Origin of the sequence: Rhodothermus profundi (assembly GCF_900142415.1) — a bacterium.
GTDB lineage: Bacteria > Bacteroidota > Rhodothermia > Rhodothermales > Rhodothermaceae > Rhodothermus > Rhodothermus profundi.
The window spans coordinates 226,220-246,766 of sequence record NZ_FRAU01000001.1; the positions used below are offsets into that span (position 1 = coordinate 226,220).

Sequence of the window (20,547 nt, forward strand, 5' to 3'; positions counted from 1 at the left end):
CGGCCATGCGACGCGGGTACCTGTTACTGATATGGCTGCTGGCGGCTGCTCCGGCAGCATCCCAGCAGATCCTTATTCCAATGGACGCTTACCAGACCGACCACCTGAAAGCCTACGGCATAGCTTACTGGGCCCTCAACCAGGGCATTGACGTGGACTGGCTGCTCAACTACCGCGGCGGTGCTTTTCTGCTGCAGGACTTTCCCGGCCTGCAGGCCGAACTGCGCATTCGCGGGGTCGCTTTTGAATCCATTGACCCGGCCACCGCCGCTCGCATTTTAGCGGAAGTAGAAGCTGAAGACCGCAACACCGCGGTCGTTCGCCTCGAAAAAGCACCCCGCATTGCCGTCTACGCTCCTCCCTACACCCAGCCCTGGGACGATGCCGTTATGCTGGCCCTTACGTATGCGGAAGTGCCCTACCAGCAGATCTACGACGATGACGTGCTAAACGGGGCCCTGGCGGACTACGACTGGCTACACCTGCATCACGAAGACTTTACTGGCCAATTCGGCAAGTTTATCCAGTACCGAAACCGCCCCTGGTACATTGAACAGCAACGCCAGGACGAAGCCACTGCTCGCAAGCATGGCTTTCGCAAAGTCAGTCAGCTCAAACTGGCCGTAGCCCAGGCCATTCGAGAATATGTGCGCCGGGGGGGCTTTCTGTTTGCCATGTGCTCGGGCACGGATACCTTCGACATTGCGCTGGCAGCGCACAACACCGACATCGTACCGGCCGAATATGACGGCGATCCGGTCGATCCCGATGCGCTTCAGAAACTCGACTATAGCCAGACGCTGGCCTTTACGAACTTCACCCCCGTTTTTAATCCATACGAATACGAGCATTCCGACATCGACGTAGGCCCTCCCCCACCCCAACTGCGCGATCCAGCCCTCGACTACTTCACGCTGCATGAGTTCAGCGCCAAATGGGACCCGGTCCCCACCATGCTCACGCAGAATCATGTGGCCACTATCAAGGGATTCATCGGACAAACAACCGCCTTTCGCAAATCCCTGATCAAACCCGAAGTCGTTATTCTGGCCGAAGCACCAGGTCGAGACGAGGTTAAATATCTTTATGGCCCGTTCGGACGGGGTTTCTTCACGTTCTACGCAGGCCACGATCCGGAAGACTACCAGCACTTTGTGGGCGACCCTCCTACCGACCTGAGCCTGCACAAAAACTCTCCTGGCTACCGACTTATCCTGAACAACATTCTATTTCCGGCCGCTCGTAAGCAAAAACGAAAGACCTGATTTTTCCACGCCTTTCAAACATGCCCTCTTGTGCAGCCCATGCGAGATTGCAGAATTTTGCGCGACGCCACCTTAAACGCAGCGCACGTAACCATGGAAGCGCGACCTGTACGCCACTCTCGATGCGTCATGACCGAAATGGTCATTCCCAATGACCTGAATGGCCTGGGCAACCTGCTGGGCGGACGCCTCCTCCACTGGATGGACCTGTGCGCGGCCATCTCAGCCCAGCGCCATACCAACCGCGTGTGCGTAACGGCGGCCGTCGACTTTGTCGAGTTTCGTTCCCCTATCCGCCAGGGAGAGATCGTCGTTCTTGAAAGCCAAGTCAACCGTGCCTTTCGCACCTCGATGGAAGTCGAGGTCAACGTCTGGGCTGAAAATCCGCTCACGCAGACGCGGCGTTTCTGCAATCGTGCGTTTTATACGTTTGTGGCCGTCGACGAGACGGGACGCCCGGTCCCTATTCCTCCGGTCCAGCCAGAAACCCCGGAGGAACAGGAACGATACGAGCAGGCAGCTCGTCGACGGGAGCTCCGACTTTTGCTGTCCGGCCGTTTACCCTCTGAAAAGGCTCGGCAATTGCAGGCCTCGCTCACTGAGCTGGCTGCTTCGGCCTCTTCCTCCGATGAACCTAACCCCTGAGGGCTTCCTATGCGACGCGTGCTCACTGCACTGCTGCTAACCAGCCTGCTCCCCCTTATCGCCCAGGCTCAGTCCTACTCCCACACGCCCCCGGGACATACTGGCCTGGGCGGCATGATCGGCAATCCCAGCGGTCTATCGCTAAAGGTCTACGGGACCGATCCGGCTTCGTTTACGGCATACGACTTTCTGCTGGCTTACGATCTGGACCGCTTCTTCTTTTTTAGCCTGCACGGCCTTTACGAACGGCCCCTGCCCGACTCTCCGCTGAATTACTTTCTGGGTCCCGGTGCGCTGCTGGGCGTGCGTGAAGGCTCGTCGCACGCAAATGAAATGGTGCTGGGACTCAGCGCGAACCTGGGCATCAACTTTTTCACCGAACGATTTGAGGTATTTCTGCAGGTGACTCCCCGTTTGCATTTGATTCCTGAAACGGAAGGCGACATCGGGGGCGGCATTGGCCTGCGTTACTATTTTGGCAGTCAGTAGCCAACCCGCAGAACGAAATCCCCCGCTTGCGTGTATCTTTAGGCCACACGCCGACGCACTCCCACCGTCATGCTCTACCAGCGCATCCTGATAACCGGCGCAAACGGCCTGCTGGGCCAGGAGCTGGTTGCCCAACTCAGCCGGCATGCCGAATACGACGTGCTGGCTACCGCCCGCGATCCAGCACCGCGCTTTCAGGGCGGCTCCTGCGGGTACGTGCCGCTCGACATCACCGACGCCCAGGCCGTCCGCCGGATTTTTCAGGATTTTACGCCAACGGTGGTGATCAACTGCGCGGCTATGACGCAGGTCGACCGGTGCGAGCTGGAAAAAGAGGCCTGCTGGCGCGTTAACGTTGAAGCAGTCGAAACACTGGCCCGGCTATGCCGGCAATTTGGCGCCCGCCTCATCCAGGTATCTACCGACTTTGTCTTTGACGGCGCGGCCGGTCCGTACCGGGAAACAGACCGCCCCCATCCGATTAACTTCTACGGCCGCTCCAAACTGGCCAGTGAGAATGTGGTGCGGGAAGCGGGAATCGACCGCTGGGCCATCGCCCGTACCGTACTGGTCTATGGGACCGGCGAGCAGCTCAGCCGCTCCAACATTGCGCTCTGGGTCATCGAACAACTGTCGCAGGGCCGGCGCATCCGGGTTGTTACCGACCAGTGGCGCACCCCTACGTACGTGGCCGACCTGGCAGCCGGTATTGAACGCATTGTCCGCTACCATAAACATGGCATCTACCATATTTCAGGACGTGAATTTCTGACGGTCTACGACTTTGCCTGCCTGATCGCTGACGTGTTCGACCTGGATCGCACGCTTATCGAACCGGTCGATAGCGCCACGCTCAACCAGGTGGCCCCCCGCCCCCCACGCACAGGTTTCATTATCCTGAAAGCTGAAACCGAACTGGGTTACCGCCCACGCTCGATTCCAGAAGCCCTCCGCCATTTAGGCCAACGCCTGGGTTTGCCGGTCACGCTATCCTGAAGTTGTTTCTGGTTGTATCCTGAGAGAAAACCTATGCTGGATCTGCAGCGCATTCGCCAGGAACCCGACCGCGTGCGAGACGCCATTCGGGTCAAAGGAATGGGCGATCCACAGCTCGTTGACCGCGTCCTAGACCTAGACACCCGGCATCGCCAGACGCAAACCGAGTTGCAGGAAGCACGCCATCGCCTGAACACGCTCGCGCGTCAGATCGGCCAGCTCATGCGCGAAGGGCGCCGCGACGAAGCCCAGGCGCTCATCGAAGAAAATGCTCGTCTCAAAGAACGCATTAAGTCGCTGGAAGCTCATGCGCGCGCGCTGGGCGAGCAGCTCGAAACCCTCCTGCTGGAGTTGCCCAATATTCCCCATCCATCGGTTCCGGTCGGGCGCGGCCCCGAAGACAACGTAGTGCTGCATGAAGAGGGCTGCCCGCCGACGTTCGACTTCACACCGCGTCCGCACTGGGAACTGGCCACGCGCCACGGACTGATCGATTTTGAGCGCGGCGCCAAAGTGACGGGAAGCGGCTTCCCCTTCTACGTGGGCAAAGGCGCCCGGCTGCAACGCGCCCTGATTCAGTTCTTCCTGGACCTGGCCGTGCAGGAGGGTGGCTATGTAGAAATACAACCTCCGCTCCTGGTCAACGCTGATAGTGCGCGAGGTACGGGCCAGCTTCCCGACAAGGAGGACCTGATGTACGTGATTGAACGGGATGAACTTTATCCCATCCCTACCGCAGAGGTACCGGTCACTAACTATTTCCGCAACGAAATCCTCGAAGAAAATCAGCTTCCTGTCAAGTTTTGCGCCTACTCTCCCTGCTTTCGGCGTGAGGCAGGGTCTTACGGCAAGGACGTGCGCGGTCTGAACCGTCTGCACCAGTTTGATAAGGTAGAGCTCGTCCAGTTTGTCCACCCGGACCATAGCTACGAAGCGCTGGAACAACTGCGAGAAGATGCAGAGCGGCCGCTTCGCCTGCTGGGACTGCCGTATCGCCGCGTGCTGATGTGCACCGCAGAGACCGGTTTCACGCAGGCCAAAAAGTACGACCTAGAAGTCTGGAGCCCGGGCCAACAACGCTGGTTAGAGGTGTCGTCTATCTCTAATTTTGAAGACTTTCAAGCGCGGCGCGCACGCATCCGCTTCCGCCCGGCCCAGGGGGGCAAGCCCCATTTTGTGCACACGCTCAATGGAAGCGGCCTGGCCCTACCTCGTGTGGTGGCGGCCCTGCTGGAGCACTACCAGCAGCCAGACGGCTCGATTCTCATTCCTGAGGTGCTTCGCCCCTACACCGGCTTCGACCGGATCGGATGAGCTGCGCACTAGTCGGAGGCGCGCAGGATCCAGTGATCCGGATCGATAATCGGGTCAGCTTCCAGCTCGCCTAGCGGCACCACCGCCTTACCATTCGGCATAGGAATGCGGCGCCGCGTCTCCCCGATCTGCACCTCCACGGGCATGGGAAACGGCAGATCGCCTGGCACCTCCCAGCGCAGCACGAGCCGGTCTGGCTCGCGCACTACGAGAAGACGGGGCAGCTCGGCGCGGCGCACGTACACCTCGAAAAACCAGTCCAGCTCCTGTCCGGTAATTGCTTCAACCAGCGAGATAAAATCGTCAGTCGTGGCAAAGCGACATGCACAGCCCCCAGACATGCGCTCCAGTGCCGGATCGGGATACGCCATGCGCCGCAGGGCCCGGAAGAAAGCCTCGTCGCCGATCAGATAGCGCAGCGTGTGCAGCACCCAGGACCCCTTGTAATAGATGTCGTTGTCCGTCTGACCGGTCGCCGGATCTGCAAAGTACATTTCTGTGGTTGTCCTGGAAGTGCGGGGCGCAATAGGCCGCCGGTTCCGAATAGCGGGAAGGTAACGACGTAACTCTGCCCGATAGGCCTCCACGCCGAACCGTTCTTCCGCATAAAGGGCCTGCATGTAGGTGCAGAAGCCTTCATGCAGCCAGAAATCCTTCCAGTCGTAGACTGTTACCAGATTACCCCACCATTCATGGCCCAGTTCGTGGTGGTGTAGCCAGTCGAAGCCATAGGGTTGATCCGAGAAGTCGCTTCCATAGGCAATGATCGTCTGGTGTTCCATGCCCAGGAAAGGCGTATGCGCAATCCCGTATTTGTCCGCACGGAAAGGGTACGGCCCCAGCAGGCGCTCATAGAACGCCAGATGATCCAGAAATTCTGGCAACATGCGGCGAGCATCGGCCTCTCGTTCGGGCAGTACCCAGAACGTTACCGGGATCGTATCGCCAGCCACGCTGACGTAGGTGGTATCGACGGTTCGGTAAGGAGCAATGTTCAGCGCAACGCCGTAGTTGTTGATGGGCGTTGAAACGAACCAGTGGTAGGTGCGCGTGCCATCGGCATGCGGTTCGACGCGGCGCAGCCGCCCGTTGCTGGCTACCACGAGCGGTTCGGGGACAGTAATGCGCAGCGCCATCGAGTCGGGCTCATCCGAAGGATGGTCTTTGCACGGCCACCAGAGGTCCGCCCCTTCGCCCTGGTTGGAAGTAGCAATCCAGGGTTGACCATCGGCCGTGCGCGCCCAGGTAAACCCGCCGATCCAGGGAGGATATGGCGCCTCGCGCGGAACGCCTCCGTAATGCACCCGGAGCACGACGCGCTCACCCGGCTGGCGCGTACGTGTCAGATGCGTCCAGATGCGTCCGTCGGCGCGATGTTCAAAACCGCGCGGCACCCACTGTCCGGCTACCCGTTCCTCTACCTTCTGGACAGTCAGCGCCGTGTCAAGGTCCAGCACGAACCAGATGAGCGGTTGCACTACGCGCGCCTGCACTTCCAGCGTGCCATCGATGCGACGGGCCGCCGGATCGATGCGCAACGCGAGATCATAAAACGTGACGTCGTAAGCAGCCTGCTCAGGTAGTAGCGGCCCACCGGAATGGTTCGTAACCCGTCGGTCCAGCAATCGCTGCGCACAGGCAGCCTGCACGGACAGGATGACAAGACCAAGCGCAAGACTTCCCTTAAGATGCCCGGACATGGGAATATGTTGCTGGTTTTCACTCCGCGTTTAAGCCCAGCCGGCGTTCCAGTGCTTCACGACGGCTGCGACTGACCTTCAGGCGCACCCCGTTTTTCAGCCGCACCGCATAACGCCCCCCGGCTCCCCTCAGCAGCACGTCAATCAGATCAATGCGCACAATTGCCGAACGATGAATGCGAATAAACAGCGCCGGATCCAACCGCTCTTCAAGCGTCTGCATCTGCTCACGAATCACGTACACTTGGTCCCCCACGTGCAGCTCCGCATAGGGGCCACTGGCGGTAATATAGTCGATCTGCCGAACCGGAATGACGCGCACCTGCCCACGCATTTCCACGGCAATGCGCTCCAGATATTTCGGTGGCCGTGCAGGCTCTGGCGTTCGATCTTCCTGCAGCAGTTGCAACAGGCGATCTCGTAGCGCTTCCACCTTTTTGAGCTTCCACAGACGGCGCGCCCGTTCAAGGGCCTGTTCAAATCGTTCATCGTCAAACGGTTTGAGCAGATAGTCCAGCGCTGCCACCTCAAAGGCCTGAAGCGCATACTGGTCGTATGCCGTCACAAAAATGGTAACCGGCATCTGTTCAGGACCGATTTCGCGCACAACGTCAAAACCGGTCATGCCCGGCATCTGCACATCTAAAAAGACCAGATCCGGGTGCAACGAGCGGATGGCCTGAACAGCCTCCCGACCGCTGGTGGCCTGCCCCACAACTTCAATCTCTGCCCGTCCTTTTAGCAAATCCAGTAAACGTTGCCGTGCCAGCGGCTCGTCGTCTACAATCAGCACGCGAAGCGGACGGTCATTCATCGGCATGCGCAGCTACACGCAGGTCGCTTTCGGTATGATAGGGAAGCTGAAGGCAAACTTCTACGCCTCCCTCCGGAAGTTCGCGCAGTTCCAACCGATAGGCAGCGCCATAAAGGCCTTCCAGCCGGGCACGCGTATTTCGCAGCCCCAGCCCTTCCTGCCACTGTCCGTCGCCGGAAAGCCCTGGTCCGTTATCGCGCACGCACAGGCAGAGATAATCTCCTTCCCGCCAGGCACGCAGCGTAATGCGTCCGGTTGTTTCCAGGCGGCTGACGCCATGCTTGATCGCGTTCTCCACAATCGGTTGCAAGATCAGGTTAGGCACCAGTGCATCCAGCACAGCCGGATCGATCTCCTGACGCACCTCCAGACGTCCCTGAAAGCGAATCTGCTGAATGTCCAGGTAACCCTCCAGAAAACGCAGTTCCTGCGACAGCGGGACCTCCTGCGCAACGCTCTCGTCAAGCGTATAGCGCAGCAGCTCACTGAGACGCGCAATCATGTGCCGCACGCCTTTGGGATCACGCTCGACCAGGGCCGAGATGGCATGCAACGTGTTGAATAGAAAATGCGGATTGAGCTGCATGCGAAGCGCCCGCAACCGCGCCTCGGTCAGTCGCGCCTGCAAATCGGCCGCCTGTGCCCGAAGTTGGGCTGCCTCCTGCTGCCGCTGCTGATAGCGAATAAAGTAGTCTCGGGCAAAGCCTGCGGCCAGGACGGCAAAATAGGTAACCAGCTCATTGATAAACCAGAAGCGGCGGATGCCCATCAACAGGTCGAAATTGACGACGCGCCGACGCGCGAGCTTATACACATAGAAGTAGAGATAGTCGACCCATACTTCCATGGCCAGGGCTACCATTAGCCCAATCAGCAAATGTAAAATCAGCCGCCCCACCCAGCGGGGACGGTCGAATGCCAGCTTCCGGCTAAGCCAGAAAATACCCGGCGTCAATAGCGCCCAGGTGTAGTATTCCGAAAAGATGTAAAGCACCTGCCGCTGCAGCAGCGACACGCCCCGATCCGCCCAGCGCGGATCCAGCAACCGACCTGTTACGACCAGCACGGCCAGAAACGTCCAGAAGGCCCAGATGACTAGCACCTCCACCCATGGCCGTCGAAACAGCCGGGCAGCGTCGCACCTTGTCTTTTGCGGCAATGCAGTCATATATCCCTATACCTGGCCAGACTGAAACGCCTGATTGCCTAAAAGATCACCAGGTCTGCACAGAGTGCACCCAGCCACTTACAAACAGCACGGATTTGTTTTCAGCGACTTCGACACTTTTTCAAAACCTGCAAGGTTATTGATCCATTATACAACTGTCTTTTAGACCAGAACACGGATGCGCAGGCTACTCCTATCTGCCTGTCCCGTTGAAGCGTCGCCCATTGATCCAATCTGCATAAACCCATGAAGCTACACTTTTATGGATTGCTCCTCATGCTGTGGGCCCTGCCTGTTTCTGCCCAGCAGCCACTTTTCTACGGAACGCCCGATACTACGGGTAGCCTACCCATAGGCTGGCAGGCGCACTTCTGGACCACGACCGACCAGACTCCATCACCTGGCTCAGGGGGATTCAGCTTTGTGCTCCACGGGCGCCAGGCAGATCGGCTCTGTACCCCTGTGCTTGACACACGCGCAGCGGTACTGGATACGCTGTCTTACCGGGCGCGTCGAACCCGCTCCTATCCGGCGCTGCATCTGACGGTGCGGGCTTCGGTCGATGGAGGCCGCACGTTTCCCTATGTCATAGCGGTCGCCGGTGCAGCCCTGCCCGCATCAGCAAGCAAATGGCAAATCATGCGTTTTCCACTCCCCCCACAGCTTTCTGGCACACCCGCCCTCCAGCTCTGCTTCGATGCCCTGGGCGGCATGACCAGTAGCGCACGGCTCCAACTGGACGATATCCGTCTGTATGGTTCCGGGCAACTCCACCAGCGACCGTTTGCCATCCAGCCTGCGCAAATCAACGCGGGCTTTGTAGCCGTAGGCGATACCGTAATGCTTCCGCTCTACCTGCGCAACCAGAGCGACCGTACCCTGACAATAACTCTTCCCGCTCCCCCTCCTCCCTGGACGTTAACGCGTCATACCATGACGCTTGCACCGCATCAGATCGATACCCTGAAACTCTATGTAGCGCCTTCTCAGCCCGACACGTTCACCGCTACCTGGATGCTTCCCTTTGAGGGTGACACCCTCTGGATCCCGCTCCGCGTCACCGCTACGCTCCCGGTGCATCACCTGGGGTGGAGCACCCCGCATATCCTCGCCCGGGCTCGCGACACCGTTCGCCTCGGGCTCCAGCTACAACTGGGAGGCAACGCCCCCACGCTGCAGGGATTGCTGCTGACAGCCCAGTTGCCGCATCATGCGCACACTTACCTGGTACTGGAGCCAGGCGCATCGCTGCCCGATCCGGACCGATGGACGTTACAATTCACCCAACAGGGCAACACGCTGCAGCTATTATTGCTGGGCGATGCAACGCATACGCTATCGCCGGGAAGCTATCCAGAGCTACTCCGGCTCCAATTGGGGCTGGCCGATGTCCCCGATACAACCCGGCTGCAACTGACCTTGCAATCCGTAGAGGCCATAGCAGCTACGCCGGAAGCCCCCTCCATAGGCCTGGCACTCCATCCACGTCGCCTGCACCTCACCGTGCGTCCGCGCATCGCACAGGCTGTGTTGATGCCCGACACGCTCCGCCTGCCCGCCACGCCCGTGGGTACCCGCCGGTCGGCTACCGTCTACCTGAGCAATCCCGGCGGCGAGCGTCCGCTCCACGCTCGCTTCTATCTTTCACCTGATCCTACCGTGACCATTGTGCCCGACTCTATAGCCGTTGCGCCCAATGACACCGTGCCCCTGACGGTTCGCTTTGAACCAACGCTCCGAAATTTTGGCCGGCGCGTGGCCTCCCTGCACGTGCAGCATGATGGACTGGGCAGCGACACCTTACTTATCATCGAAGCGACGGGCACCGGCGGCCTGGGGGATGCCACCGAAGAGGGCGCCGTCGATGTAGCTGACCTGCAACGAGGCATCCGCTACGTGCTTGGGCTGGAAGAGCCCGAAGCGCAGGATCGGCTTGTGCTCGACGTAGCACCGTTTCCGCACGGCGATGGTCAGTTGCGCTTGAACGACCTGGGCGTGCTGGTGCAGGCGATTGCCCGCAACCAATGGCCTGACGGCCATCCTCTACCTGTCCCCCCGCCTTTTCCACGGACGAGCGCCAAACAAGACGCCCCGATCACCTTGCATCTGCAACCTGAACCAGACGGTATGACAGGCCTGGAAATAGAAGCACCACGCCCATTCGCCGCCCTGCAGCTCATGCTGCCTCCAGTCGCCTTCGATGCAGCCCGGCAGGCTCTGCCTGCAAACGCCCACTTTCGCGTCGAAAACAATCCGAACCACCTCGCACTGCTGATGTACCGTCTTGACGGCGCCGCTTTTGCACCCGGACGATACCGCCTGGGCATGTTGCGAGACGTAAAGGCCGACACGCTGCACCTGCTGCGATGGGTAGCTGTTGATGCGATAGGTCGTTATCTGTCTACTACGGTTCAGGTGGCTCGCGCAACCCCTGTCGAGCCGGCCGCTTCGCCCCCCCTCTTTTTTCCTCCATATCCGCAACCCTTTGCTCCTACCCGCCACACGGCTCTGATACTTTCCGGTACGCTTCCGACGCCTAGTGCATTCACGCTGGAAGTATTTGACCTGCTGGGACGCCGCCTGACGTACACGCAAGGCCATCTGCCTGCTGGCGCGTTTCAGTATCACTGGAACGGACGGGACCTGCAGGGGCGGAGGCTCCCTCCTGGTCTCTACCTGCTTCGCCTGCGCACCGCAAGCCTGACCCAGACTTTCCCTGTGGTAATTATCCACTGAACCCTGCATCCATAGCGCCCACGTGCCACTCATGACAGTTCGGTGCGGCTCGTGCCCTGCGCTGTATCTCGGTGCGTACCCCTACTGTATAAACACGTGCAATAACCAACGCAAAAGGATCCAACATGCGCACCGTCTTCTGGGGCTTATTGCTGAGCAGTCTGGTATACGGATACGCCTGGGCGCAGGACCGACCATTTCAGGGCAGACGGCTACCTACCCACATCGCAGGTCAGGTACTGGATGCTACCCACCAACAACCCATCGAAGCAGCCACCGTTGCCGTCTGGCGCACTGCCGACTCCACGTTGGTCACGGGTACGGTAACGGACGCGCAAGGGCGCTTTACCATTGAAGGGCTTCGGCCAGGCCGCTACTATGTAACAGTTAGCTTCATTGGCTATCAGCGCCAGGTGCTCTCATCTATTGTCCTGCGCCCCCCCAACGCACTACGCATCGACCTGGGCATCATTCACCTGAAGCCCGACACGGCTTACCTTCAGGAAGTGCAGGTTACGGCCGAACGTGCGGCTGTAGAGATCGGCATCGATCGCATTGTTTACAATACGCGCGATCAACTGGTCAGCATTGGCGGCGCGGCCGTCGACGTGCTGCGTAGCATCCCGTCGGTCGAAGTAGATATTGAGGGGAACATCAGTCTGCGGGGCAATCAAAACGTAGCCATCCTGATTAATGGCCGCCCCTCCGCACTGCAGGGCGAAGCGCTTACTCGCTTTCTGGAAGGGCTACCGGCTGATGCCATCGAACGCATTGAGATTATTCCGAACCCCTCCGCCCGCTACGAACCCGACGGCATGGCTGGCCTGATTAACATCGTGCTACGCCAGAATCGGGATCTCGGGCTAGGCGGCAGCCTGACGCTGGGAATCGGCACCCTGAATACCTACAATGCTTCAGGGCTTCTGACCTACCAGCGAGGCCGGCTCAATCTGACGACCAACTATGGCTTTCGGACCGGCGAGCGTCCCATCGAAGGATCCCGATTTCGGGAAAACCGCTATACGGATCCCCTCTCTTACCTGGAACAGCTGGACCGTGGCACGCGCGGGCGTTATGCCCATAATCTGAACACCACGCTGGAATATCGCCTGAGCCGCTACCAATCCCTGGGCCTGCAAACCCTGCTCAGCTTCCGCGGAGGCAATTCCAGTACCCGGGCCCTGTATCAGAATCTGGACGCTGCCCGGACGCTAACCTCGCAGTATGAACGCCAGATGAGCGGTAATCGAAACGACCTGAACACCGACGTCCGTCTTTTCTTCCGACGGATCGTTACGCCTTCCCGCCATGAATTCACGGCCGAGCTGCGCTACGAGCGCGAACGCGACGATAACGAGGAGCGCTACCTCCAACAGTTGCTCTCACGCGAAGGTGATCCCCTGACGCTGATGCGCCGCGAACAGAACGACCAGGATGAACATGGCTCGACCCTCTCGCTTCAGCTTGACTATATGCGTCCCCTGAACGCCCGACTTCGTCTGGAGGCCGGCTATAAAGGCGATTTAAACGTTAATGACTACGCCCAGACTTACCGCGTTCAGGACAACAGCCCACAACTGCTCACCAACACCTTCCGCTACACGCTTCAGCGCCATGCCGCCTATGGCATTCTGAACTATGACCAGGACTGGTGGGGCGTGCAGCTCGGACTCCGCATTGAACAGGCCTATACGGCCTTCGAGCAGAAAACCCTGGGAGAAACGTACCGTCAACGCTACTTCAACCTGTTTCCCAGTATCTTCTTAAGCTTTCGTCCTACAGAGACGCACCAGGTTCGCCTGAGCTACAGTAAACGCATTCGGCGCCCGCGCACCTGGCAGCTCAATCCCTTAAGTGACCTGCGGGATCCACTCTTTCGCCGTCAGGGTAACCCCTACCTCGATCCAGAATACACTCATGCCTTTGAATTCAGCTATTCCTGGCTCTCTTCCTCCTTTACCCTTACCCTGACCCCTTACTACCGCTACACGGTTGACGTTATCCGCTGGTACGAAACGCTGGACCCAGCAAGCGGCACCTCTATCATTACGTTCAAGAATCTGGCGTCCCGCAACGACTGGGGCCTGGAAACCATCGGCACCTTTCGAATGGGGCAGTGGCTGAACGCCCACGCCAGCCTGAACTTCTTCCGGGTCACAACGGATGGGAGTAACGTTGACACCGACTTTGGCAGCGATGCGATCGGCTGGAGCACCCGTCTCAATGCAACCCTACAGCTACGGCCGGGCCTGTCGCTTCAGTTTTTCTACTTTTACCGCGCTCCTATGGACATTGAAAATGGCCGCATCTCCAGCCACTCAATGGCCACCCTGGCGGTGCGGCAGCAATTGCTGGATCGACGGGCCAGCCTGAGCCTGCGCATCAGCGACCTGTTCAACACCATGCGCATTCAGACAGAACGAGAAGATGAGCAGTTCTACCAGCGCTTTTATCGAAGCTGGAATGCGCAACAGGTATTTCTGACCTTCACGTATACCTTTGGGCGCCAACCACAACGCCGCGATCGACGGTGGAGCGGAAACAGAGAGAGTGACCGGCCTCAGGATCTCGAAGGCGTCTTTATGCAGCAGTAGGGATTGCGTTAAGAGCGTGGGCTGGTGTAAAGCCGCCTGCTATAGCTTCGTAGATAAGAAATCAGCGGCAGATAGCAGCGCTGCCTTGTGGCGGGTTGCTGCCTTACACGCGAGGCCCTCTCGATGCCCCACGCAATGGACCCGAGAGTGTCCTTGCGACCAAACAGATATTTCCCACCAACAACCAACAGCCCAGATGATCATTGATCATTCGGCTCCCCCTTAGATCCAATAATCCCTACTGACACCGTGTACGCGTAGCGGGCCGTTCTGTCATCGTGGTAAGTTGCTGCACATAGCTTCTCCGCGCTATCCACGCCCAATCAGAGCAGACCTTCCTCGTTGATGCCCCCTGCCGCACGATTCCAAACCACCTTCCCAGTGCCATCTTCAGGTACCGCGAAGCCCATCCTTCTACCTCCGCATTTTTGGAAGATCGGTCTGGCAAGGCCTTTTGAGCCTAACCATTCTCACCGGAGGCCTTTTCTGCTAGCTCCTTTACCGCAGCAGCGCAAACAGCGCCACAATCACCCCGATCTGTCCCGCCCAGAAAATAAACATCCAGCGCACCAGACTCGCATACCGCTCACTGAGTGCCACTTTCACCTCTGCAAACTGATTGTCCAGACGCGCTTCTACTTCCGTGATGTGCTGTCCCAGACGTGCCTCCACCTCCGTGATACGCTGCTCCAGACGCGACACCTCCTCCGTGATCCGGTTGTCCAGTTTCGCCGCCTCTTCGGTAATTCGGTTTTCCAGGCGTTTTTCCGTCTGGGCAATCAATAACTCCAGCCGCTTGCCTTCTTCCGTCACGCGGCGAAAGATGGATTTGGTTTGGAAATTCATAGCTCACAGGTTCCCCTCCACTTGCACCTGGTCCATATCGCTACCCTCCCACACTACCTTCCCGGGGAGCAGCTGTTGCCATGCGACAGTAAGGGTCCTGACAGTTGCCGGCAGCCGAACCTGCCAGCAGCAGCGTGCGTCCCTGCGCCCGCAGTCATCTTTTCCGCTTCGTTTTATCCCGCTGTGCAATGGCTGCACAACACCGCGCAGAAGCAGAACATCTGGATAACGCTATGGATTCAGCGTCCACCGAATCAGATTCACGCCTGTAGTCAGGTATCAGGCAACGCGGAGTGTTACTCTCAAAAAGCCCCGGGACCAATGTCTCCGGGGCTCCACAAACTACCAGGCCGCTTGCAGTCAAGTGCGAAGCAACGTGGCGCGTCGTTGTCCTGAACAAATTGTTTCAGGTTTCTGCGTCAGCGTCCCTGCCAGCGCAGCGTCACCTCCACTCCAGTGCTTCGGGGGTATACCCGTCCCTGATCTCGGGCTACTGCCATGCGCAAGGTCAGTTGTTCTGAAAGCATCCGTGACAGGGCAATGTACCAGCTCCATTGCCGCGGCCCATTTTCATAGAAGTACGGGACCCCTTCCTGACGTGCTGCATCACGGGCTCTGTAGGTTCCATAATTGCGGGAATAGGTCACCTTAAACACATAGTGCCCTATGCCTGGCAGCGCACCTGACAGTCCCACGTGATGTGCAACAATGCGGTTATTCGCAATGCGATCGGCATTTACAATCTGCCCATTGGGATAAGGGAAGAACAGCGGGTTACTGATCGTGCGGCCGTAGTAGGTCCATCCAGAACGATAAATGTAATGGTTGTAGTAATTATCTTGTCCTCCGGGCCCTCCTCGCCCCACCGTTGGTCCAGGCGGAATTGGTCCACTTTGACGTTTTGAGTAAAGGTATTCATACACCACCTGTGAGATAGTCCCCTTCTCAAACGTTAGCGCTATCCCTAACAGACCATCTCCAGGGTTTTTCAGTTTCAGTCCATCCTTATCGTTAAAAAGAAAATGCCGATAGATGTGTAGATTGATGGCCCCTACCTGTCCTTTCACTCCCACGTCCCAGATACCCAGGTGGTTACCCTGGTAGTATACCTGTTCAGGTAATGGCGTATCCGGCGCACCGCCCATGCCCCAGAACACACGCCACCAATCGTCAATGCCATCAGGTTGCGGCCCATAGACAGGAGATGTGCCGCCCCACTGCACATCATGCACTAACCCACCATAAAACCTCCACTTTCCCAACTGCAACCGGCCATAAAGAAACTTCTGGTGCAGGTAAGCTCCGCGTGTATGGCGTGGATCATCGAACCATCCATGGGCCAGATATGCGCGAACGCCCAGGAGTCCACGTGTCCATGGAACGGTCAGAAATCCGGGCGTTTCGAGCACTACTTTAGGCAGTGGCGTTGCGTTGAGGCCGGTCCCCAGAGATCCCATCGACAGCTTACCGGCCGTTTCGCCGATCTCATAGACTCGCCGACCGATCCAGAACCGTATCCACGTACTGGCTACTTCCGTGTACAGCTCTGGAAAAAACACCGTCTGATGGGGCGAGCGTCGTCCTACCAGTTGAACACTTGCTTCCCACTGCCAGGTCCCCCCCAGATGTTTGCTGGCTATGGCATGCACCCGCACGTACCCATTAGTGCCGCCTGGGTCGATCATGCCCAGGCGGTTTGCATGCAGCCAGAGCGGCAGCGAGTCGGCTGTGGCGGCGACCAGTCCCGTTTCTACCATCAGATGCCGTAATAAAGACTCCTGCCCCCATACTATGCTAGTGCTGTTTAGTCCCAGCACCAGGAGCAGGTGCACAGCTCGCCAGCGACGTTCAGTACGCTCCATGTCCTTGCAGAACAACCCGAATAGTACGAATCAGAATCACCAGGTCCAGCCATATCGACCAGTTGCGCACATAGAAAGAATCCAGCATAACACGATATTCATAGGAGGTATCATTCCTACCGGATACCTGCCATATTCCTGTAACCCCGGGTTTTACTCTCAGATAAAGATCAAACTTGTCTCCATACTTTCTTGCCTCCTCCTCAACAATAGGCCGCGGCCCCACCAGACTCAATTCACCACGCAGCACGTTCCACAACTGAGGTAACTCATCCAGAGAAAACTTGCGTAACCATTTTCCAATCCTTGTAACTCTCGGATCGTTTTTAAGCTTAAAATTCTCCTCCCACTCCTTACGCGCCTCTGGATGTTGTTCCAGATAAGTTTCCAACACCTCTTGGGCATTGGGTACCATTGTGCGAAACTTGATAACCCGAATAGGTCTCCCCTTATATCCTATGCGCTGATGCATAAAGAAAGGTGCTTTTCGATCACTCAGCCATATAAGCAGGGCAATTATTGCAATCAGGGGAGCCCACAGTGGAAGAGTTCCCACCACAAATACTAAATCAAATAATCTTTTGATCACCTGCGCAACTGGATCGGTCAATTCCCGATTGATCTCAAAGGCTGGCCGTCCGGCAAGTCCGCACGATCGTACCCCGAGGATTGGTAGACTGTCGGGCAAGGATGGAATAAAAATAACCCTCCGATAAAGGCTAAGCGGTCCGTCAAGCAGTTTTTCCAGTAGCTTTTTGTTCAATCCCTCTCCAATAAGCAGCGCAACGGGTACTTCATCAGTATTCTGATTTAACCCCCCCAGGACTGGGATCCCCCAGATTTTTTCACCCCAGAGTTCCGGACTTCCGTGAAATATTCCCACAGGATTGTATCCAATAGCCCGCTCATTGCGAAGCGCTGCGCATAATTCCTTGACCGTTCCGTTACATCCATAGATAACCACAGGTACGCCCCATTTATTCAGGCGCACTAATATGTACTTAATAAATGCCCGGGTGGCAGGGAGCATAACCAGTGCCAAAGGGCCTCCCATTGCCAACAACATACGACCTGTTTCTGCTTGTTTTGCTAGAAAGAGCAGCGCTGCGGTCCCGACAAAGAGCGTAACCAAGCCGAGCGTCATCCGACGTAATTCTTCAGCGGCACCCAGCCCCCAACCTGGCAGCAGGCGGCTGAAGGCAGCAATTCCCCACCAGAGTACAGGGAACCCCCACGCCCACACAGGCCAGGAAGCTGCACCGGTTAACCAGAGATCGAGATGATATGCAAGCCCAAGGGCCGCCAGGAGAGCTAATCCTTCTCCTACAGCCAGAATTAGCGCATCCCCTATGCGGCGACGATGATATAGCAGCGCCTTACGACGCCCCAGATGTATGAACTGATGAGCAGAGTCTGTAGCAGTAACGTCGCCTGGGGCAGGCGACGTTACTAACACTTCAACTCCGGCGGCGCCTTCATCCATCGGCGACGCGTGGCTGGACATGCTTTCCCGGGCGGGTTCTGTCTCTAAGCGAGATTCAGGAACAAACATACGCGATTGCGAGGATGTTTACAAGGTCCGGAAGTTTTTTCCTACATAGACATCATTCGCCCTTACGCATAACCTGCACACAAACCTTTCAAAAAAACGAAAGGCAAGACTATTGGGCAGAAGGGCCAAAAAAGTGCCACAAAGAGTAAAGACTCTTCAAAAAAGCACTCCGGCGAGAGCTTGCTCGCCGGAGTGCTTTGCGTTCATGGGTTCGGAGTTAGATTGTTAATCTTATACGGCAGCCTGCTCAAGAGCTTTTTTCTGAGCTTCTTCTGCTAGCCATAGGCGCACCTGCTCCTCAATCCATGCGTAGGTACGTTTCAAGCCTTCCTTTAGCGGCATCGACGGTGCCCAGCCTAATTTCTCCTGAATCAACCGATTGTCAGAATTACGTCCACGGACGCCTTGCGGTTTGGTCAGGTCATGCCGTTTTTTCAGACGCTTGCCAGCAATTTCACAGACCATGTCCACCAGTTGATTGATCGTCACCATTTCCTCGGAGCCAATGTTTACAGGCCCCGGAAAATCTGACTCCATAAGACGACGGATTCCTTCAATGCACTCATCAATGTAGAGAAAAGACCGTGTTTGATTACCATCTCCCCAGATTTCGATTTCATCACCGTCTTTTGCCATCGCGACTTTCCGGCAAATTGCGGCTGGAGCCTTTTCTCGTCCTCCTCGCCAGGTTCCCTGGGGTCCAAAGATGTTATGTAGGCGGGCGATGCGCACATTCAGGCCATAATTACGCATAAAGGCCAGGTAAAGCCGTTCGCTAAACAATTTTTCCCACCCATACTCGCTGTCAGGCATAGCTGGATAGGCAGAATCCTCGGAGCACTTGGGATTATTGGGGTCCTGTTGATTGTAGGCGGGATAGATACATGCGGATGATGAATAGAAGACCTTCTTCACCTTGTGCTCCACACACAGCTTAGCCATGTTCAGATTGATCAATGCTGAGTTGTGCATCACATCCGCATCATGTTCGCCTGTAAAAATGTAGCCTGCGCCGCCCATATCAGCTGCAAGCTGATAAACTTCATCAATGGGACGATCGAACAGACGGGCACATACCTGTGGATCGCGCAAATCTCCCAGCACGAAATCATCAGCGTTCATGTTGCCCCACTCGTTCTCCTTTAGATCCACACCTCGGACCCAGTAACCTTCATCTTTCAGACGATTTACCAGATGTCCGCCGATGAATCCACCGGCACCACACACGATTGCGGTTTTCTGCGCCATAGCTTTGCTCCTCTGGTTTGTTAAGAAGGTGCTGATGACCCGGATTTTCCAGTGCAAGGAGTGTTCCTACAAAAGGGACACCACATTCCCTCCAGGATAACCACTCTTTATCAAATCTTAACAGCACACTTAATAATTGTCTCAAATTTGTCTGCAATCTGTTCAATATCGAAATGTTCTTCGGCGTACGTTCGTCCTTTTTTGGCCATTACTTTCCTCAGGTTGGCATTTTTATACAGCGTCCAGGCAGCTTCCACAAAAGCTTTGGGATCATTGGGAGGCACTACTTTGCCTGCTCCGTGTTCAGAGACAATGCGCGCTGCCAAGTTTTCTGGAGGTACCGCCAGCAATAGCGGCCTGCCCGCACACAGGTAGGTTAATACTTTAGAAGGAACGGCAAAGACACCGGCATCAGGTTCTAGCAGAGCTACCAGTACATCAGCCGCAGCTAACATTCGAGGTAATTGATGGTAATCCTGGAAGGGCAATAGCATGAGGTTATTCAAGGCAAGTTCTTTTTTCTTTTTGCTGAGATAGTTTGCGCCAATACCTTCGGAGGCCACAATAATCCGTACGGTCGGCTCACATTTAAAGTGCTGGGCTAATTCTATCAGCAGATCAGGGTTATGCTTCATACCTAACGTTCCTGAATACAAAAAATTGAAAGTATGCACTACTCCATGATCCTGTGTCCATGCATTTTTCTTATCAAGAACGGGCAGTTCATCCAGCGGTGCCCAGTTGTAGATTACGCTTACGCGATCACGAGTAACACCAGCCCGATCACAGGTAGAAAGAAAATCCTCAGTAATTACAACAATAGCATCACTCTGTCGCAGAAGATATTTTTCTAGCCACACAAAGTATTCGCCAAGCAGCCCACCAATGAGAGGAAGTTTCTTGTTTAAGTTGACTTTAATACCAAAGCCTAGCAAATCCTGGACCCAGTATATTCGATTTATTTTATATTTCTTACACATTTTGTCAATAACCTTCAATGTAATTAAAGGAGTATTTGAAGTTATAACAACATCAGGTTTAAAATGGGCTATTTTTTCTGCTACGAGCAGTCCCAGCTTATATTCTTGACGTAGACGTTCGAGCAGCCCATATCGATTAAATTCCTTTCCCAGTTTTATAGGAGTTATTTCGAAAGTAGGCGAATCGTCCTTTTGCCTAACCAGCGCACCACGTGGTGTTGTAAGCTCTGCAGTAAAAGTATGTAGCACCTGATATCCACGAGAAGCTAACTTTCTGCTAAGCTGAACTTGAAAAGGATGGCCACAGTGATCATTGATCAAAATTTTCAACATAGTCT

At 56.4% G+C, this 20,547-nt stretch carries 14 protein-coding genes and 1 pseudogene; 7 read left to right on the forward strand and 8 right to left on the reverse strand.

The genetic code is table 11. The features are described from left to right. Positions 1–5 precede the first annotated feature (5 nt). The 5 genes from BUA15_RS00960 (at position 6) to serS (ending at position 4,709) form a co-directional block, all read left to right on the forward strand. Positions 6–1,265, forward strand: a complete 1,260-nt coding sequence (locus BUA15_RS00960) for an SDR family oxidoreductase (RefSeq protein ID WP_072714020.1) — start codon at positions 6–8, stop codon at positions 1,263–1,265. A gap of 93 nt (positions 1,266–1,358) precedes the next feature. Continuing rightward, positions 1,359–1,910: an acyl-CoA thioesterase gene (locus tag BUA15_RS00965; protein WP_072714022.1), complete on the forward strand. Its 552-nt coding sequence runs from the start codon at positions 1,359–1,361 to the stop codon at positions 1,908–1,910. Between the two features lie 9 nt (positions 1,911–1,919). Further along, positions 1,920–2,399, forward strand: a complete 480-nt coding sequence (locus BUA15_RS00970; protein ID WP_072714024.1) for a hypothetical protein — start codon at positions 1,920–1,922, stop codon at positions 2,397–2,399. A gap of 69 nt (positions 2,400–2,468) precedes the next feature. Then, positions 2,469–3,395, forward strand: a complete 927-nt coding sequence (gene rfbD / locus BUA15_RS00975) for a dTDP-4-dehydrorhamnose reductase (RefSeq protein WP_072714026.1) — start codon at positions 2,469–2,471, stop codon at positions 3,393–3,395. A gap of 33 nt (positions 3,396–3,428) precedes the next feature. Then, the gene (gene serS, locus BUA15_RS00980) at positions 3,429–4,709 is read left to right on the forward strand and encodes a serine--tRNA ligase (protein WP_072714028.1); all 1,281 of its coding nucleotides are present in this window, start codon (positions 3,429–3,431) and stop codon (positions 4,707–4,709) included. An 8-nt stretch (positions 4,710–4,717) separates the two neighbouring features. Here serS and BUA15_RS00985 read toward each other — a convergent pair whose 3' ends face one another. From BUA15_RS00985 to BUA15_RS00995, 3 genes are read right to left on the reverse strand one after another with little or no spacing between them, the layout of a single operon-like run. Then, entirely contained in the window at positions 4,718–6,409 is a 1,692-nt protein-coding gene (locus BUA15_RS00985; RefSeq protein ID WP_072714030.1) for a M1 family metallopeptidase, read from the reverse strand. Between the two features lie 19 nt (positions 6,410–6,428). Further along, the gene (locus tag BUA15_RS00990; protein WP_245771868.1) at positions 6,429–7,223 is read right to left on the reverse strand and encodes a LytR/AlgR family response regulator transcription factor; all 795 of its coding nucleotides are present in this window, start codon (positions 7,221–7,223) and stop codon (positions 6,429–6,431) included. Next, the gene (locus BUA15_RS00995) at positions 7,216–8,391 is read right to left on the reverse strand and encodes a sensor histidine kinase (RefSeq protein WP_072714034.1); all 1,176 of its coding nucleotides are present in this window, start codon (positions 8,389–8,391) and stop codon (positions 7,216–7,218) included. The genes BUA15_RS00990 and BUA15_RS00995 overlap by 8 nt, the downstream gene beginning before the upstream one ends. A 246-nt stretch (positions 8,392–8,637) precedes the next feature. Between BUA15_RS00995 and BUA15_RS01000 the strand changes: the two genes are divergently transcribed. Next, positions 8,638–11,127: a FlgD immunoglobulin-like domain containing protein gene (locus BUA15_RS01000; RefSeq protein WP_072714036.1), complete on the forward strand. Its 2,490-nt coding sequence runs from the start codon at positions 8,638–8,640 to the stop codon at positions 11,125–11,127. A 125-nt stretch (positions 11,128–11,252) separates the two neighbouring features. Continuing rightward, positions 11,253–13,721, forward strand: coding sequence for a TonB-dependent receptor (locus tag BUA15_RS01005; RefSeq protein ID WP_072714038.1), 2,469 nt, complete (start codon positions 11,253–11,255; stop codon positions 13,719–13,721). Positions 13,722–14,219: 498 nt separating this feature from the next. Here BUA15_RS01005 and BUA15_RS01010 read toward each other — a convergent pair. The 5 genes and pseudogenes from BUA15_RS01010 to BUA15_RS01030 form a co-directional block, all read right to left on the reverse strand. Beyond that, positions 14,220–14,540: pseudogene (locus BUA15_RS01010) on the reverse strand (LA_3696 family protein); the annotation flags it as partial. 446 nt (positions 14,541–14,986) lie between these two features. Continuing rightward, entirely contained in the window at positions 14,987–16,429 is a 1,443-nt protein-coding gene (locus tag BUA15_RS01015) for a capsule assembly Wzi family protein (RefSeq protein WP_072714040.1), read from the reverse strand. Beyond that, on the reverse strand, positions 16,416–17,912 hold the full coding sequence (gene wbaP / locus BUA15_RS01020) for an undecaprenyl-phosphate galactose phosphotransferase WbaP (RefSeq protein ID WP_072714042.1): 1,497 nt from the start codon (positions 17,910–17,912) through the stop codon (positions 16,416–16,418). The genes BUA15_RS01015 and wbaP overlap by 14 nt, the downstream gene beginning before the upstream one ends. Before the next feature lie 300 nt (positions 17,913–18,212). Continuing rightward, on the reverse strand, positions 18,213–19,229 hold the full coding sequence (locus BUA15_RS01025) for an NAD-dependent epimerase/dehydratase family protein (RefSeq protein ID WP_072714043.1): 1,017 nt from the start codon (positions 19,227–19,229) through the stop codon (positions 18,213–18,215). A 110-nt stretch (positions 19,230–19,339) separates the two neighbouring features. Further along, positions 19,340–20,542 carry a glycosyltransferase family 4 protein gene (locus BUA15_RS01030; protein WP_072714044.1) on the reverse strand — a complete coding sequence of 401 codons (1,203 nt, stop codon included), beginning with the start codon at positions 20,540–20,542 and terminating at the stop codon, positions 19,340–19,342. Positions 20,543–20,547 lie beyond the last annotated feature (5 nt).